The sequence below is a fragment of the Tepidimonas sp. genome (genome assembly GCF_036824975.1).
In the GTDB taxonomy this organism is placed as follows: domain Bacteria; phylum Pseudomonadota; class Gammaproteobacteria; order Burkholderiales; family Burkholderiaceae_C; genus Tepidimonas.
In genome coordinates, this window is the sequence record NZ_DAISZC010000015.1 from 4,479 (window position 1) to 21,352 (window position 16,874).

The 16,874-nt window shown below is 69.9% G+C and carries 13 protein-coding genes; 6 read left to right on the plus strand and 7 right to left on the minus strand.

Translation table 11 applies throughout. The features are described from left to right. The coding region (locus V7Z54_RS03160; protein ID WP_334134298.1) for an Rne/Rng family ribonuclease at window positions 1-2,728 on the minus strand (2,728 nt) is incomplete at its 3' end. 576 nt (window positions 2,729-3,304) lie between these two features. Here V7Z54_RS03160 and V7Z54_RS03165 point away from each other — a divergent pair. From V7Z54_RS03165 to lexA, 5 genes are all read left to right on the plus strand, one after another. Beyond that, on the plus strand, window positions 3,305-4,288 hold the full coding sequence (locus V7Z54_RS03165) for an RluA family pseudouridine synthase (RefSeq protein WP_334134299.1): 984 nt from the start codon (window positions 3,305-3,307) through the stop codon (window positions 4,286-4,288). Window positions 4,289-4,363: 75 nt separating this feature from the next. Then, window positions 4,364-4,678, plus strand: a complete 315-nt coding sequence (locus V7Z54_RS03170) for an H-NS histone family protein (protein ID WP_334134300.1) — start codon at window positions 4,364-4,366, stop codon at window positions 4,676-4,678. 161 nt (window positions 4,679-4,839) lie between these two features. Further along, window positions 4,840-5,529 (plus strand): HAD family hydrolase, encoded by a 690-nt coding sequence (locus V7Z54_RS03175; protein ID WP_334134301.1) that lies wholly within the window; start codon window positions 4,840-4,842, stop codon window positions 5,527-5,529. Between the two features lie 25 nt (window positions 5,530-5,554). Next, window positions 5,555-6,550 (plus strand): ribosome biogenesis GTPase YlqF, encoded by a 996-nt coding sequence (ylqF, locus tag V7Z54_RS03180; protein ID WP_334134325.1) that lies wholly within the window; start codon window positions 5,555-5,557, stop codon window positions 6,548-6,550. A 137-nt stretch (window positions 6,551-6,687) separates the two neighbouring features. After that, a complete protein-coding gene (gene lexA, locus V7Z54_RS03185) occupies window positions 6,688-7,557 on the plus strand; it encodes a transcriptional repressor LexA (RefSeq protein ID WP_334134302.1) in 870 nt (289 codons plus the stop codon). Window positions 7,558-7,745: 188 nt separating this feature from the next. On the opposite strand, the gene V7Z54_RS03190 is transcribed toward lexA, so the two are convergent. From V7Z54_RS03190 to V7Z54_RS03200, 3 genes are all read right to left on the minus strand, one after another. Next, window positions 7,746-11,174: an error-prone DNA polymerase gene (locus V7Z54_RS03190; RefSeq protein ID WP_334134304.1), complete on the minus strand. Its 3,429-nt coding sequence runs from the start codon at window positions 11,172-11,174 to the stop codon at window positions 7,746-7,748. A gap of 89 nt (window positions 11,175-11,263) precedes the next feature. Beyond that, window positions 11,264-12,670: a hypothetical protein gene (locus V7Z54_RS03195; RefSeq protein ID WP_334134305.1), complete on the minus strand. Its 1,407-nt coding sequence runs from the start codon at window positions 12,668-12,670 to the stop codon at window positions 11,264-11,266. 15 nt (window positions 12,671-12,685) lie between these two features. Next, entirely contained in the window at window positions 12,686-13,447 is a 762-nt protein-coding gene (locus tag V7Z54_RS03200; RefSeq protein WP_334134306.1) for a cell division protein, read from the minus strand. A 220-nt stretch (window positions 13,448-13,667) separates the two neighbouring features. On the opposite strand from V7Z54_RS03200, the gene V7Z54_RS03205 reads away from it, so the two are divergent. Beyond that, the gene (locus tag V7Z54_RS03205) at window positions 13,668-14,894 is read left to right on the plus strand and encodes a DesA family fatty acid desaturase (protein WP_334134308.1); all 1,227 of its coding nucleotides are present in this window, start codon (window positions 13,668-13,670) and stop codon (window positions 14,892-14,894) included. Window positions 14,895-15,048: 154 nt separating this feature from the next. Here V7Z54_RS03205 and rpmG read toward each other — a convergent pair whose 3' ends face one another. From rpmG to trxB, 3 genes are all read right to left on the minus strand, one after another. Next, a complete protein-coding gene (rpmG, locus tag V7Z54_RS03210; RefSeq protein WP_043698878.1) occupies window positions 15,049-15,219 on the minus strand; it encodes a 50S ribosomal protein L33 in 171 nt (56 codons plus the stop codon). 22 nt (window positions 15,220-15,241) lie between these two features. Continuing rightward, window positions 15,242-15,475 (minus strand): 50S ribosomal protein L28, encoded by a 234-nt coding sequence (gene rpmB / locus V7Z54_RS03215; RefSeq protein ID WP_144328801.1) that lies wholly within the window; start codon window positions 15,473-15,475, stop codon window positions 15,242-15,244. Between the two features lie 309 nt (window positions 15,476-15,784). After that, window positions 15,785-16,735 carry a thioredoxin-disulfide reductase gene (gene trxB / locus V7Z54_RS03220; protein ID WP_334134311.1) on the minus strand — a complete coding sequence of 317 codons (951 nt, stop codon included), beginning with the start codon at window positions 16,733-16,735 and terminating at the stop codon, window positions 15,785-15,787. Between the last annotated feature and the right edge of the window lie 139 nt (window positions 16,736-16,874).

Sequence of the window (16,874 nt, forward strand, 5' to 3'; positions counted from 1 at the left end):
CCGCAGCGGCGGCGTCGGGCGCAGGGGAATCCCCACCGGTTGGGGTGGTCGGCGACGCTGGCGCGTTGCCGAAGTCCGTGGCCATTGCCGGCAACACCGGGCTGGCTTCGACCACTGCTGCTGCGGTTGTCGGTGTCGCCTCGGCCGGGCGCTGGAAATACGAGCGTCGCGGTGATTCGGCATCGGCGTCCGGTGTCGTCCCGCCGTCCGGCGCGGCGGCGTCGGCGCTGCCGTCGGCCGCTGCCGTCTCCCGACGTGCGCGATCGCGCCCGTAGCGGTCACGGTTGCGACGCTCGCGCCCCTGCGGCGCGTGCGCGCTGGCCTCGGCTTCGGTGCTGGCGGCGGAGGCGACTGGCGTGTCCGCCGGTTTGGTCGTCACGGCCGGCGCATTGGCAGGGGCTGAGCTCGCGTCGACGTCGCCCGTGGTGCCTTCGGTCACGGCTTCGCCGGGAGCCACGCCGCGCCCTGCGCGTCGTCCGCGCCGCCGACGCTCGCTGCGCGGGCGTTCCTGCGTATCGGCGCCGCCCTCGGCGGTGTCCCACGCGGGTTGGGCCGCCACAGTGGACACGGCCTGCGCATCGACGGTGGCGCTGACGGACTCGCCCGTCGTATGGCCGGAGCGCTCACCGCGCGGGCGCCGCTCACGCCGCTCTGGCGCAGCCGCAGCGGTGCGCGGCTCGGCGTCGGCTGTCGTTCCCCCAATGGGGCCATTGCCCGCAGCCGGACTGGGGTTGCGTTCGGCGCGGGAAGCGCGTCCGGCGCCACCCCCGGTGTCGCCGCGTTCGGGACGCGGAGGTCGCTCGGCGCGCTCTGGCCGGCCGCTGCGTGCGCGGTCAGCCCGTCCGCCACGCTCGCCGCGTGCGGTGCCGGTGTCAGCGGCGGCTGGCGGGGTCGGGGCCACCGCGGCACCGGCGGCTCGCTGCGGTGCCTGCGTAGGGCTGGGGGGCACCGCCTGCCAGCCGAACAGACGCTTGAGCCAAGCGAAGAAACCGGTCTCCCCGCTTACGGCACCGGTGGCCGACAGCGGCGAGGCGAGCGTGGGGGCCAGCGGTGCCGGTGCGGCAGCCACGGCTGGTGCCGCCGGGGGCACGGCCCCTTCGGCCTTGGGGGCCGCCACCGGCGCCGGGCTGTCGGGCAGCACGCCCTTGATCAGGGGCTCCTGCCGGTTGGTGCGCTCCTGGCTGCGACGCGTCACCAGCGCCACCTCCTCGGCGATGTCGGCCAGCTTGTAGCTGGCGTCCAGGTTGTCCAGGCGCGCGTCGTCGTGCTTGAGCCGCTCCAGTTTGTAGTTCGGCGTCTCCAGCGACTTGTTGGGAATCAGCAGCACGCTGATGCGCTGCTTGAGCTCGATTTTGGTGATTTCGACACGCTTTTCGTTGAGCAGGAAGCTGGCCACCTCCACCGGCACCTGCACCAGCACAGCGGCGGTGTTGTCCTTGAGGGACTCTTCCTGGATGACGCGCAGGATCTGCAGCGCCGACGACTCGGTGTCGCGGATGTGGCCCGAGCCGCCGCAGCGCGGGCAGGGGATGGAGGCCCCCTCGGACAGCGTCGGGCGCAGGCGCTGGCGGCTCATCTCCAGCAGGCCAAACTTGCTGATCGGCGCGAACTGCACGCGCGCGCGGTCCTGCCGCAACGCTTCACGCAGGCGGTTTTCCACCTCGCGCCGGTTTTTGCTGTCCTCCATGTCGATGAAGTCGATCACGATCAGGCCGCCCAGGTCGCGCAGCCGCGCCTGGCGCGCCACCTCGTCGGCCGCTTCCAGGTTGGTGCGCAGTGCGGTCTCCTCGATGTCGCCGCCCTTGATGGCGCGCGCCGAGTTGACGTCAATGGCCACCAGCGCCTCGGTCTGGTCGATGACGATGGCCCCACCCGAGGGCAGGGTGACGGTGCGGCTGTAGGCGGTCTCGATCTGGTGCTCGATCTGGAAGCGCGAAAACAGCGGCGCGTTGTCGCGGTAGCGCTTGACGCGGTTGACATATTCTGGCATCACGTGGGACATGAAGCCCTTGGCCTGCTCGAAAATGTCGTCGGTGTCGATCAGGATCTCACCGATGTCGCTGTTGAAATAATCACGGATGGCACGGATGACCAGCGTCGATTCCTGGTAGATCAGTTCGGGCTTGGTCAGGGACTTGGCCGCGCCCTCGATGGCATTCCATAGCTTGAGCAGGTAATTGAGGTCCCACTGCAGCTCGGCCGCCTCGCGCCCGATGCCGGCCGTGCGGGCGATGATGCTCATGCCGCTGGGGTATTCGAGCTTGTCGAGCGTGGCCTTCAGTTCGGCGCGGTCGTCGCCCTCGATGCGGCGGCTGACGCCGCCGCCGCGTGGATTGTTGGGCATCAGCACCACGTAGCGCCCGGCTAGACTGATGAAGGTAGTCAGCGCCGCCCCTTTGTTGCCGCGTTCTTCTTTTTCCACCTGCACCAGCAGGTCTTGGCCCTCCTTGATGACGTCCTGGATGCGCGCCTGCGACGGCGGCACGTTGCCCTGGAAATACTGGCGCGAAATTTCCTTGAACGGCAAAAAGCCGTGGCGCTCCTCGCCGTAATCGACGAAGCAGGCTTCCAGCGACGGCTCCACGCGGGTGACCACCGCTTTGTAGATGTTGCCCTTGCGCTGTTCGCGCCCTTCGATTTCCACTTCATAGTCGAGGAGCTTTTGTCCGTCGACGATGGCCAGCCGGCGCTCTTCGGCCTGGGTGGCATTGATCAGCATGCGTTTCATCGGTCTCGTTCCTTGCGAACACGGTCGAACCGGCGCCCAGGGCGCCACACTGCCGCAAACCGCAGACCGGTCGAGCGAACGGGAAGGAATTGCCGGAGAGCCTCGGGGGGCGCTGGCGATGCCCGGCACGCAGCCGGGCAGGGCACTCACGCGCACCCGGGCATGGGCGCGTGGATCACGGTGAACAGGGACGACGGGCCGTGGAATAACAGCACGGGTAAACGGGCGTCTCGGTGGTCACTGGGTCCGGCGTGCAGCCCGCCGTCGCGGGCGACGGCTGCACGTTGGGGGTATTCCGTATTCGGTCTCGCTGACTGGACGTCGGTTATTCATCCCAGCCACAGGCGCAGGCGCGGGGCCCGGGCTGCAGGGGCACAGGCACACTGGCACTCCCCCGCTCGGCCGCTGGGCCGGGAAGTCGGCAACCACCCGCTGGGGCCGCGGGCATGGGGCTGACGTACACTTCGCGCCGCACCCACCCACACCGACACACGAACGGGCGCATGCATTATAGGCGGCCTGGCCGCCCGTTGCAGGCCGCCCGTCTTCTGTCCCCTCTCCTGCCCTCGATTCCGCATGACCGCCAGCGCCGTCCGCCATCTCACCGTCGATGCCGAGTCGGCCGACCAGCGGCTCGACAACTTTTTGCTGCGTGAGCTCAAAGGGGTACCCAAGTCGCTCGTCTACCGCATCATCCGCAGCGGCGAGGTGCGTGTGAACAAAGCGCGCGCCCGTGCCGACACCCGGCTGCAGGCGGGCGACGACGTGCGGCTGCCGCCGGTACGCTTGCCGCAGCGCGCCGATGCCGCCGAGTTCGGCGCGGTCGTGCCGGCGCGCGAGTTTCCGTTGCTGTATGAAGATGCAGCGCTGCTGGCTCTGGATAAGCCGGCCGGGGTGGCGGTGCACGGCGGCAGCGGCGTGTCCTACGGGGTGATCGAGCAACTGCGCAGGGCCCGCCCGCAGGCACCGCTGCTGGAGCTGGTGCACCGGCTGGACCGCGAAACCAGCGGCGTGCTGTTGGTGGCCAAAAAGCGCAGCGCGCTCAAGGCGCTGCAGGAGCAATTCCGGCAGCGCGCCACCGGCAAAACCTATCTGGCGCTGGTGCGCGGCGAGTGGCCGCAGGCGCGCAAGGTGATCGACGTGCCGCTGCACAAATATATGCTGCCCGACGGTGAGCGGCGCGTGCGGGTGACCGATGCCGACGATCCGCAGGGTCAGCGTTCGATTTCCCTGGTGCGGATATTGGGCGCGGTGCATCCCCCTGCGGCGGCGCCCTCGCCGCTGCCGGCCATGACGCTGCTGGCCGTCACCATCAAAACCGGACGCACGCATCAGATCCGGGTGCATCTGGCGCACGCCGGCCATCCAATAGCGGGGGACGCCAAATATGGTGATTTCGAGTGGAACCGCCAGCTGGCGCGGGCTGGCCTGCGGCGTATGTTTTTGCACGCCTGGCAACTGTCGATTCGACATCCGGGAGATGGGCGGCAACTCGAATTCACCGCGCCGTTGCCACCCGAATTGGCGCAGTGGGGTGACGTCGACCGTTTTTTCCATTAGAATCTGGCGCGATACGCATCGCTGCGCGTATTGTCCCGTGGGAAGTGACATCGTTGATAACCAGGAGTCGTTTCAATGGCAACCTATGCTGAACTCCGGGCCCAGGCCGAAGCGCTGCTGAAGCAGGCTGAAGAATTGCGCAAGCAGGAGCGCGCCGGCGTCATCGCCGAAATCCGGGCCAAAATGGTTGAATATGGCATCACCGTTGACGATCTTGCCAGTGGCGCCACGCGGGGCCGCGGTGGCAAGCGAGGCGGTCGCGCCAAAGCCGAGCCCAAGTATCGCGGTCCCAACGGCGAATTGTGGTCGGGCGGCCCGGGCCGCAAGCCCGAGTGGGTGCGCCAAATCCTGGCCGCCGGCGGCAATATCGAGAATTTCCGCATCGCCTGATGCGGTTGCGGACAGGCTCGGATAGAGCTGGGAGCGCCATGGGGTGCTCCCATTTTCGGCTTCTGCTAAGCCGGGCAGACGCACGCTAAGCCCCGTTGCCGCGGCGGGGGCACTGCCAGCGCTACGGTGCCCGTAGGCGCTGGCTTCGGTAAGATGTGGGCATGTCCGTTTGCGCCGATGGGGCGCCCGCCACCGTGCCGCGGCGCTTTGACCTTATTGCTTTCGACTGGGACGGCACCCTATTCGACTCCACAGCCCTCATCGTCGGCTGCATCCAGGCGGCGGTGCGAGATGTGGGCGGTCAGGTGCCCTCGCGTGAGCGCGCGGCGTGGGTGATCGGTCTGGGGCTGGCGCAGGCGCTGGCCCATGCTGCCCCTGATGTGGCACCCCACCGCCACCCGGAGCTGGTCGAGCGCTACCGGCATTACTGGTTTGCGCGCCAGCACGAAGTCACGCTGTTCGAGGGCGTGTTGCCCCTGTTGCACGCGTTGCGTGCGCGCGGCCACCGTCTGGCGGTGGCCACCGGTAAAAGCCGCCGCGGCTTGGATGAAGCGCTGCGCACCGTCGCCCTGCATGGTCTGTTCGACGACACCCGTACGGCGGATGAGACCGCCAGCAAGCCGCACCCGCAGATGCTGCTGGAGCTGATGGAGGCGCTGCAAGTGCCACCCGAGCGCACTCTAATGATTGGCGACACCACCCACGATCTGGAGATGGCGCGTCACGCAGGTTGCGCGGCAGTGGCGGTGACATATGGCGCGCACGACCACGCTGGGCTGCGCGCGCTGCAGCCGCTGTATGTGGCCAACTCCGTGGCTGACCTGCACCGTTGGTTGCTGGCGCATGGCTGAGCCGGTCGGCGTCCTGCGCCCTGCCGTGGGCGTGCAGTGGTTTCCGGGGCACATGCACGCCACCGTGCGGGCGCTGCGCGAGCGCCTCAAGGCCATCGACGTCGTGATCGAGCTGTTGGATGCGCGCGCGCCGGGCTCCAGCGCCAACCCGCTGCTGGCGGAGCTGGTCGGCGCGCGGCCGGTGCTCAAGCTGCTGAACAAGGAAGACCTGGCCGACCCCGCGCGTACCGCCGAATGGCTGGCGCACTACGAGGCGCAACCGCACACGCGCGCGCTGGCGTGGCGCGCCAGCACACCGGGGGCTGCGCGGGTGTTGCTGCCGGTGTTGCGCCAGCTGGCCCCACACCGTGGCGGCATGGTCAAGCCGCTGCGTGTGCTGGTGGCGGGCATTCCGAACGTCGGCAAGTCCACGCTCATCAACGCGCTGCTCGGTCGCCGGGCGGCGAAGGCAGCCGACGAGCCGGGGGTGACGCGGCAGGAGCAGCGCGTTACGCTGGCCGACGACGTCTATCTGTACGACACGCCCGGGCTGCTGTGGCCCAAGATCCTGGCGCCTGAAAGCGGCGATTGCCTGGCTGCACTGGGGTCGGTGGGGCGCAATGCGTACGATGAGGAGGCGGTGGCGCTGGTGCTGTTGTCGTGGTTGCAGCGCGACTACGCGGCGGCGCTGCAGGCCCGCTACCGGCTGGGCGGCAGCGTGGCCGACATCCAGGCGATGCCGGCCGATGCGCTGCTGCAGGCAATCGGGCGCAGGCGGGGGGCGCTGCTGCCGGGTGGACGCATCGACGGACACAAGGCCGGCGAGGCCGTGCTGGCCGACTTTCGCAGCGGGGCACTGGGGCGCATCACACTGGAGACGCCGCAGCGCTTTGCGGCCTGGCTGCAGACCGCGCAGGCCGCCGAGGCCCAGCGGGCCGCCGCGCGTGCCTCCCGCCCGCGGCGTGGGCGCGTGCCCGGGCTGGCGCCGAACACAGCGCCGCCAGCCCCGCAGTCGGAGGGTGCTGCTCCCGCCTCGGACTGACGTTGCGCCGTGCGCAGCGGTTGCGCGCTTTGCCGCGCGGTGATCGGCCACCGCCGTGCGCGGCAGCGGGGTGCGGGCGGTCAGTCCCGTCAGCTCGGGCGACGGCAGGGCAAGCGTTTACCGCTACAGTTGAGGGCATGGACGAGCGCCGCCCAACTGCCGCCGAGTCTGCCGCCGCGATGCTAACCCCGCGCCAGCGCGAGATCCTGGCGTTTATCGGGCGTGCGCTGCAGGAACGCGGCCTGCCGCCGACGCGCGCCGAGATTGCCGCGACCTTCGGGTTTCGTTCGCCCAATGCGGCGCAGGCGCACCTGCTGGCGCTGGCGCGCAAAGGCATGCTGGAATTATTGCCGGGCAGCGCGCGCGGCATCCGGCTGCTGGTTGCGGCGGCCGGGGCGTCGCGGGGGGCGGACGGCGTAAACCGCGTCCCGCTTGACGCGGAGGCACCGGGCGCCGGGGCCGCTGGTGGGGCCGCCGCCGACGCAGCCCCACGCGCCTCAGCCCACGGGCAGCCCAGAACGACCGCGCCGCAAGGCGCGCGCGGCGGGGGCCGCGTGGCGCCGCGCGGTGGCGGTGATGCGGTGTCGGCGCAAGGGGCGCAGCGGGCGTCGGCGGACGGTTTGCGCCTGCCGCTGATCGGGCGCGTGGCCGCCGGTTCGCCGATGCTGGCGCAGGCACACGTGGAGGCGGTCTACGTGGCCGACCCGCGTTGGTTCGCGCGTCGGCCAGACTACCTGTTGCGTGTGCGCGGCTGGTCGATGCGGGACGCCGGGATCCTGGATGGCGACCTGGTGGCGGTGCAGGCGGTGCGCGAGGCGCGGCCGGGGCAGGTGGTGGTGGCCCGCTTGGGCGAGGAGGTGACGGTCAAGCGGCTGCAGCGCCACGGGCGCGGCTGGCGGCTGCAGGCTGCCAACCCGGACGTGCCTGATATCGTCGTGCAACCCGGCGAGGACCTGGTCATCGAAGGGGTGGTGGTGGGGCTGTTGCGTCCGCACGGGTGGCTGTAGTGCAGCCGTGATCCGTGTGGTGGCGGTGCGCCGGGTGCGGCGTTGTGCCACTGGCCATTGGGGGCCGCTTCAGTGGCCTGCCGCAGAAGGTGTCGCCCCATGGCGACGCGCACCTGGCGGGGCAGCGCATGGCGTGCCGCAGCGACCCGCCGCGCGAGTGAGTCAGCGCCATGGCGTGGGTGTGGCGGTCAGCGAAAGTCGCGGCTGGCGGTGCGCAGGTGCGCGAGCTGTGCGCTGAGGTCGAGCACATGCCCGGCGATCAGGTGGCAGACAGCGTTGGCTCCGTCGCCCTGGCGCTGCCACTGGCCGCGGATGGCCAGCAGCTGGCCGTGCCGCAGCGCCTGCGCAAAGCGGGTTTGTACCGTTGGCCAGACGATGACGGGCACACAGCCAGCTTCGTCCTCCAGCGTCAGGAACAGCACGCCATTGGCGGTCGCGGGTCGCTGGCGGGCAATCACCAGGCCACAGGTGCCCAACAGGCGGCCGTGCGGTTGCGCGCGCAGGGCGTCGCTGCGCAGCCACGGCCCGCGTGGCAGGTGCGGCCGCAGCAGCGCCAGCGGGTGCGCGCGCAAGCTCAGCCCCAGGCCGGCGTAGTCGTGCCACACGGCTTCGGCCAGCGGGGCTGGGGCGGGGGTCCATTCTTCAGTGACGTGGGCCGCTGTCGGTGATTGGGGGCACGCGCCGTCGGCGGGCAGGTCCGGTGCGGGGGTGGTTGGGGGGCGGTTGTCGGCCAGCGGCTTCGGCCCCATCGTGACCTGTGGCGAGGGGGCGCTGTGCTCGTTGGTGCGGGTGCGCTTGATCAGGGCAGTATCGGCAGTGTCTTGAGGCTGTGCGCCGGCCTGCAAGGCCGTAGGCGGCTGCCAGGCGCTGACGTGCCACCATTGGGCGCGCCGGTGCCCGGCCAAGGCACGCAGCGCATCGGCCTGGGCCAGCGCGTGCAGATGGGTGCGATCGAGCCGGGCGCGCACAGCCAGGTCGTCCAGGCTGCTGAACGGGCAGCACTGCCGCGCAGCCACGATGCGCCGCGCCGTCGCTTCGCCCAGTCCGTGCACCAGACGCAAGCCCAAACGCACCGCTGGCCGCGGCGCGCCGCACGCCGGGGTATTGTCCGCGGCGCCAGTGGCATCGCCGGCAACAGGCTGCAGCGTGCAGTCCCAGTCGCTGCGGGTGACGTCCGGCGGCAGCACCACCACACCATGGCGGCGTGCATCGGCCACCAACTGCGCCGGGGCGTAAAAGCCCATCGGCTGGGCGTTGAGCAAGGCAGCCAGAAACGCTTCGGGTTCGTGACATTTGAGCCAGGCGCTGGCGTAGGCGAGCAGGGCGAAGCTGGCGGCGTGGCTTTCTGGAAAGCCGTAGCTGCCAAAGCCGCGAATCTGGCGCACGATGGCCTGCGCGAAGTCGGGGTCGTAGCCGCGCTCGGCCATGCCCTGCAGCAGCCGCTGCTCGAAGCGTTGCAGTTCACCGCGCCGGCGCCACGCGCCCATGCTGCGCCGCAGCGCGTCGGCTTCCTCGGCGCTGAAGCCGGCCGCCAGCATGGCGATCTGCATCACCTGTTCCTGAAAAATGGGCACCCCCAGTGTGCGCTGCAGCGCGGGGGCCAGCTCGGGCCGTGGCAAGACGACCGGCTCGCCGCGGCGCGCGCGCTCGCGCGCGGCCAGATAGGGATGCACCATGCCGCCCTGAATGGGCCCCGGGCGCACGATCGCCACCTGCACCACCAGGTCATAAAAGCATGCCGGCTGCAGGCGCGGCAGCATGCTCATCTGGGCGCGGCTTTCGATTTGAAAAACGCCGACGGTGTCGGCACGCTGAATCATGGCCAAGGTGGCGGGGTCGTCGCGCGGGATGTCGGCCAGTGTCAGGGGGCGGCCCCGGCGCTGGCTGGCCAGCGCCAGCGCATGGCGCAGCGCGGTCAGCATGCCCAGCGCCAGCACGTCCACCTTCAGCAGGCCCAGGGCGTCGATGTCGTCCTTGTCCCATTCGATGACGGTGCGCCCGGGCATGGCGGCGGGTACGATGGGTACCGTATGCGTGAGTGACCCGCGCGTCAGCACAAAGCCGCCGGTGTGCTGCGAGCGGTGGCGCGGTGCCCCCAGCAGCGCCTGCGCCAGCGCGCGCCAGCGCTGCACGGCGGGCGTGGCGGGATCCAGACCGGCGGCGCGCCAGTCCTCATCGGCCAGTTCAGCGGGGTCGCGGTGGCCGCACTGACGCGCCATGGTGTCCACCTGTTGCGGCACAAAGCCCAGCGCTTTGCCCACGTCGCGCACGGCGCTGCGGCCGCGCCAGCGGATCAGGCTAGCCGCCAGTGCAGCGCGCTGCCGGCCATATTTGGCATACAGATACTGGATCACCTCTTCGCGCCGGTGGTGCTCGAAATCGACATCGATGTCGGGTGGCTCGGCGCGCGCACGGCTGATGAAGCGCTCGAACAGCAGCGCGTGCTGGGCCGGATCGACCTCGGTGATGCCCAGGCAGTAGCACACGGCGGAGTTGGCGGCCGAGCCGCGGCCCTGGCACAGGATGCCGTGCTCGCGTGCGAAGCGCACCACGTCGTACACGGTCAGAAAGTACGGCTCGTAGCGCAGCTCGGTGATCAGCGCCAGCTCGTGCTCCAGCTGGGCCTGCACGCTGGCGGGCACGCCGTGCGGGTAGCGCTGCGCAGCTCCGGCCTGCACCAGCTGGCGCAGGTGGGCGCTGGGCGGCAGACCCGCGGGCACGATTTCGCGCGGATATTCGTAACGCAGGCTGTCGAGTCGGAAAGTGCAGCGCTCGGCGATGCGCCGGGTTTCGCGCAGCAGTTCGGGGGCAAAGCGCCGCGCCCAGCGCGAGCGTGGCCACAGGCAAGCGTCGGCGTGGCGGCTCACAGCCAGCCCGCAGGCGGCCAGCGGCTGCTGCAGGCGGATGGCGGTCATCACGTCCAGCAGCGGCTGTGCTTCGGGGACGTGCAGCCGCACCTGGGGTGCGGCCACTGCGGGCACGCCGCCGCGTCGGGCCGCCTCGCACAGCAGGCGCTGCCACAGGGCATCGCCCCAGTCGCCGTCGGCGCTGACACCTAGCCAGGCGCGGCCTGCAGCGTGCTCGCGCAGCCAGCCCGTCAGCCACGCCAGTGCCTGCTGCCAGCGTGCGGGATCGGCCAGCGGCAGCGCCCAGGCCCACGGCACCGCCATCAGCAGGCAGCCAGGTAGGGCGGGAACGTCGCGAGCGTCGGCGTGCAGCGGCAGCCGTTGCGGATCGGCGCTCGGGGGCGGGTAGGCGGCATCGCCGTGGCGCTGGCGCAGCGCGCTGATCCAGCCGCTGATGGCGGCGTAGCCGCTGCGCGTAGCGGCCCACGCCACCAGCGTAAAGCCGCCGCCGGGCAGTGCGGGGGCGCGCAGCCGCCAGTGGCTGCCCACCAGCAGCGGCAGCCCGCAATTGCGGGCGGCCAGATGCGCCTGCACCACGCCGCCCAAGGTGTTGGCGTCGGCCAGGCCCAACGCCGCCAGGCCTAGCGCCTGCGCGCGCTGCACCAGCTCGGCCGGGCTGCTGGCCGCCTGCAAAAAGCTGTAGTGGCTGCAGACCCATAGGGCTGCCGGAGTTGGGGGGTGGCATGGCGCGCGGCGCAAGGCGCAGCGCATGGCCGCATTCGCCAGCCGCGCGGCGCTGGCAGGGGTGGCCGCGGCAGCCCGCGGCCACCCGGCGCTGTGGTCGGGTACCTGCGCTGCCGTCATGAATAGGCCCCGATCAGTGTCCAGCGCCGAGAACGGGCAGGGTCGCGCTGCACAGCCCACAGACGTCCGTCGGGCGTGCAGGCGACGCAGCATTGCAGGTTCACCGCTGCCTCCCACCAGCCGGTGGCGATGCGCTGCGGACCGAGCACGCAGCGCAGCGGCGCGCCGTCCAGCCATGGGCGGCCATGGGCATCGTGAGGCAGCAGCTGCGGCGACGGCAGCCGCCAGGGGGGGTCCCACAGCGAGGCGGCCAGCAGGTCGGCCGGCAGCGCCGCGGACGCTGCGGCGCTGTGTCGCCCCGTGTCGGCGTCCAGTGGCGGCCATGCAGCCCGGCGCGACGCGGCCGCTGCCCGCGGGCGGGGCTGCCGTGCCGCCCGGTCACGGGGCAGGGTGGCCGGCGGAGCGTCGGCTTCTGCGGGTGGCGATGCCGGATGCCAGCGCTGGCGCTGCTGCGGGTCCCAATGGGCGCGCAGCACGCCACGCAGCACCCGCTGTGGTCCCAGCCGGGTGCTGAGCCGCTCCAGCAGCGTATCCGCGTCCAGCGCATCGGCAGCGGGTGCCCCCGGCAGCAGCGAAGCCACTGGTGGCGTCCACGGCACCGTGTGGCGTGTGCTCAGGCGCAACGTCAGTACAGCGTCGTCCAGGCGCACCGCGGCCAGCCGTGCTTGCAGCAGATGCAGCAGACGCTTGGCGTCTTGCACGGGCTGGTGGTGATACAGATCCAGTCCACCCGTGGCTGACCATGCCAGCCGCCAATGCAACACCCCGCGCCGACGCTGGCGCAGCCACGTCACCAGCTGGCCAAGCAGCCGCTGGGCGGCAAAAGCGATGGCCGCGGCGTCGGTGACCGGCGCTGGCAGCTCCAAGGTGGCGTCGAACACGGGCTGCGGTGTCCAGGCCACCGCGGGCAGCGGTGCGGTGCCCCACAGCGCATCGAGCCGCTGCAGCAGGAGGGGATCGGCGCGCGCGGCCAGCGCCGGGCGGGGGCAGCGCTGCAGGTCACCCAGGGTGTGCAGTCCGGCGGCGTGTAGAGCGTGCAGGGTTTCGGCCAGATCGGCTCCCAGCACAGTGGTTGGCAGAGGAGCCAGGGTCGCCATCCAGTCGGGCCCTAGCGCGCAGCGCCATCCGCCGCTGCACGGCGTGCTGCGCGCCAGCGCCAGTGCTGCCAGTGCAGTGGGCGCTGCGCCCAAGCGGTGCCAGCCATGGGCGCGTGCCGTCAGCCACAGACGGCGCAACAGCGCGGCGCGCCCGCCAAACAGCCGGGCGCTGGCGTCGATGCGCAGCACCCAGCCGTCTTGCCAGCGGGCGGCAGCGGGCGCAAAGTGCGCCAGCCAGTCGGGGCCGGGGGCAGCGTCGGTGTGTGCCGGCAGGCAGCCGATCCACAGTGGCAGGGCAGTCGTCATGGCTGGTGGAGGGATTTAGCCCGGGGGTGCAGCGGTTGGTGCTTGTGGGCAGGCCGCTGCGGGCTGTACCGCAGTCAAGCGCTGACGCAAGCGAGAGCGCGCATGGGCGGGCGCAACGCGCACCCACGCGGCCCAGGGCAGCGCGGCGGCGATGTGCACCGGGCCAGGCAGCGGTGGCCCGCGCCGTTTGCGCACCCGTATGGTCACGCCATCGGCCGTGCTGCCTTGCAGCTGCAGCCGCAGGGGGGCTGGGGTGGCCGACAGGGCGGTGGCTTCGGGGACACTGCACAGCACCAGCGGTGCTGGCCAAGCGCCGGGCTGCGTGGCATCGCACCGTGCCCGGGCTGCGGCCTGGTGCAGTCGCCGCAGCGCCGCCACGCTGGGCTGGTGCAAATGCAGCCAGCACAGGGTCACCTGAGGGCACGCCAGTGCCTGCTCTGCGGCCCAGCAGCCCTGCGCATCGTCATGGGGCTGCACGCGCACCAGGCGCGACGGATCGATGCCGTGTGCCGCCCACACCGCCAGCTGTGGCTCCAGCGGCAGGCCAATCAGCGCCAGCAGGCCCTGCTGCGTGGCCGTTTGCAGCGCGGGTTGCAGCAGTCGCCATGGCAGCGTGTGCGCGGGCACCACCCATTCGACCAGCGCTCCCAGCGGCCAGCCGCCGCCAGGCAGCATGGCATCCAGCGCTGCCCAGCCGGTTGGTGCGCACGGCGTCGGGGGCGCGGCCAGCTGGTCGGCGCGCCAGACGTCAGGGTGCAGTACTTCGGCCCAGGCCATGCCCGATACTGTACAAAAAAACAGATACCGATGGGCAGATGGTGGTTGTGGTGCGCCCAACGGTTGGCGCGCGGTGCCTCGGGGACTGACGCGTTGGGCGTCGCTCCCCTACACTCCCCTACAATGTGGATATGTCGTTATGCGGGCGGCGGTTGCGGCGCGTGCCGTGGCGGTGTCGCAGCGCAGCGGCGCATTGAGAGTTAATTCGTAAAGGATGGGCATGTTGGATTGGGAAACGGGCGGGAAGTGGGTCATCGACTTTCTATCCCAGGGGCTGAGCGCAGCCTCGTGGTGGCAGATCGTTTTGTTCACCCTGGTGATGACGCACATCACCATCGTCAGCGTCACGCTGTATTTGCACCGCCACCAAGCGCACCGCGCACTGGACTTGCACCCGGCGGTGGCGCATTTTTTTCGCTTCTGGCTGTGGCTGACCACCGGTATGGTCACCAAGGAATGGGCGGCCATTCACCGCAAGCACCACGCCAAGTGTGAGCAGGAGGGCGACCCGCACAGCCCGCAGGTATTCGGTATTCGCAAGGTGTTTTGGGAGGGGGCCGAGCTTTACCGAGCGGAGGCGAAGAATGCCGAGACTCTGCGCCGCTATGGGCACGGCACGCCAGACGACTGGATCGAGCGCCACCTGTACAGCCGCCACTCGCGCCTGGGCGTCAGCCTAATGCTGATCATAGATGTGCTGCTGTTTGGCGCCGCCGGGCTGACGGTATGGGCGGTGCAGATGATCTGGATCCCCTTCTGGGCCGCTGGCGTCGTCAACGGCATCGGCCACTACTGGGGTTACCGCAACTTCGAATCCCCCGACGCCAGCACCAACGTCTTGCCGTGGGGGTTGATCATCGGCGGCGAGGAGCTGCACAACAACCACCACACCTATCCGACGTCGGCCAAGTTCTCCGTCAAGCCGTACGAGTTTGACCTGGGGTGGGTGTACATTCGTGCCCTGGCTGCGCTGGGGCTGGCGCAACCGAAGAAGGTGCCGCCCAAGCTGGCCTTTGGCGACGTCAAGCCGGTGCCGGATGAGCAGACCCTGGAGGCGGTAATTGCCAACCGCTACGAGCTGATGGCGCGCTATGCGCGCGACATGCGTGCCGCGATGAAGGCCGAATGGGACGCGCTGCGTGCCCGCGTCGGTGACGAGTCGCTGCTGCGCCAGGTGCGTCGCTGGCTGCACCGCGACCACGACCGGCTGCCGGCAGGGGTGCGCACCCAGCTGCAGCGTCTGCTGGACGCCTCGCCCAGCCTGGCGAAGATGCACGCGATGCGCGAGGAGCTGCGCCAGCTGTGGTCCAACACCGCGCTGACACGCGAGCAGATGGCGCGTGAACTGCAGGCCTGGATCCAGCGGGCGGAGCACAGCGGCGTCAAAGCCCTGCAGGAGTTTGCGCAGCGTCTGCGCGCGGTCCGTCTGGTACCGGCCGCCGCCTGATACCGAGACGACCCAAAAAACCGCCAGTATCACTGGCGGTTTTTTGTCGTCTAGAAAAACGCCGCGGTCCACATGGGCGCAAAAAAACCGCCGACCGGCGGTTTTTTGATGACGGCGTACCGGCAAACCGGCCACAGTGGCCGGCCAACGGTGCTCACTTGAGCTTCGTTTCCTTGTACTCGACGTGCTTGCGCGCTACCGGGTCGTACTTCATGAACGACAGCTTGTCCGGTGTCGTCTTCTTGTTTTTGGTCGTGGTGTAGAAGTGACCGGTTCCCGCGGTCGACTCCAGCTTGATTTTTTCGCGTCCGCCTTTGGCAGCCATGAGGGACTCCTTTCAGAACTGATCAAGCCTGACCGCGGGCACGCAGATCGGCGAGTACGGCCTCAATGCCCACCTTGTCGATGAGGCGCAGCGCAGCGCCCGAAACACGCAGGCGCACCCAGCGCTTTTCGCTTTCGACCCAGAAACGGCGGGTTTGCAGGTTCGGCAGGAACCGGCGTTTGGTCTTGTTGTTGGCGTGGGAAACGTTATGTCCCACCATGGGCTTCTTGCCCGTGACTTCGCACACGCGTGCCATGTTGGCCACTCCATGAAAAACATCACAGCCCCGGCATGACCGGGGCCGCACCTCGTCCGCGTCCTGTGCTGCGCCGCCTGCCACACGTGGAGTGCCGAATCACTGCGGGGCAGTCAGACTGCCGGGATGACAACGGCGTGTGGACGGCTCCGGCTCGCGGACGGCCCGTCAAATCACCCGATGGCCACTGACCGACCCAGAGATCGGCGTGGTTCATCAAGCGACAAGCCTGCCATTATAACCGGAGGACGGCGGGATCGGCTGTTGCAGCGCCGCCGGGTGGTCGGCGGGCCGGGCCGGGCCCTGCCGTCAGCCCGCCTGCTGTTCCAAAAACCGCTGCGCGTCCAGCGCGGCCATGCAGCCGGTGCCGGCGCTGGTGATGGCCTGCCGGTAGACGTGATCCTGCACGTCGCCGGCGGCAAACACCCCCGGCACGCTGGTCATGGTGGCAAAGCCGTCCTGGCCGGCGCGTGTGACCAAGTAACCGTCCTTCATAGCCAGCTGGCCTTGGAAGATCTGCGTGTTCGGGCTGTGACCGATGGCGATGAAGACGCCTTGCAGGGGCAGCTCCTCGGTAGCGCCGGTGTGCACGTGACGCACGCGCACGCCGGTCACGCCCGAGGCGTCGCCCAACACCTCGTCGAGCACGTGCCAGAGCTTGAGTTCGATTTTGCCCTCGGCCACCTTTTCCATCAGCTTGTCGACCATGATGGCCTCAGCCCGGAAGGTGTCGCGGCGGTGAATGAGGGTGACTTTGCGCGCGATGTTAGACAGATACAGCGCTTCTTCCACTGCGGTGTTGCCGCCGCCGACCACACAGACATCCTGCCCGCGGTAGAAGAAGCCGTCGCAGGTGGCGCAGGCGCTGACCCCTTTGCCCATGAACGCCTGCTCGGAGGGCAGCCCCAGGTATTTGGCCGAGGCACCGGTGGCGATAATGAGCGCATCGCACGTGTAGGTGCCGCTGTCGCCGGTAAGGGTGAAGGGCCGCTGTGATAGGTCGGCGGTGTGGATGTGGTCGAACACGATGCGGGTGGCAAAGCGCTCGGCGTGCTGCTGCAGCCGCTGCATCAGCTCGGGGCCCTGCACGCCGTGCACATCACCGGGCCAGTTGTCGACGTCGGTGGTGGTCATCAGCTGGCCGCCTTGCGCCAGCCCGGTGATGAGCATCGGCTTGAGGTTGGCGCGGGCCGCATAGATGGCGGCGGTGTAGCCGGCAGGGCCGGAACCCAGGATCAGGACGCGGGCGTGCTCAGTCATGCCAGGCATTGTACGAGGTGGGCGTTTGCCCCGCTCGACCAGGGGTGTGCGCACAACGCGGCTGGCGTGCTGTTGCTGCTGGGCTGGGCGTTTGCCCCGCTCGACCAGGGGTGTGCGCACACCCGGCGGGCGCTGTGGC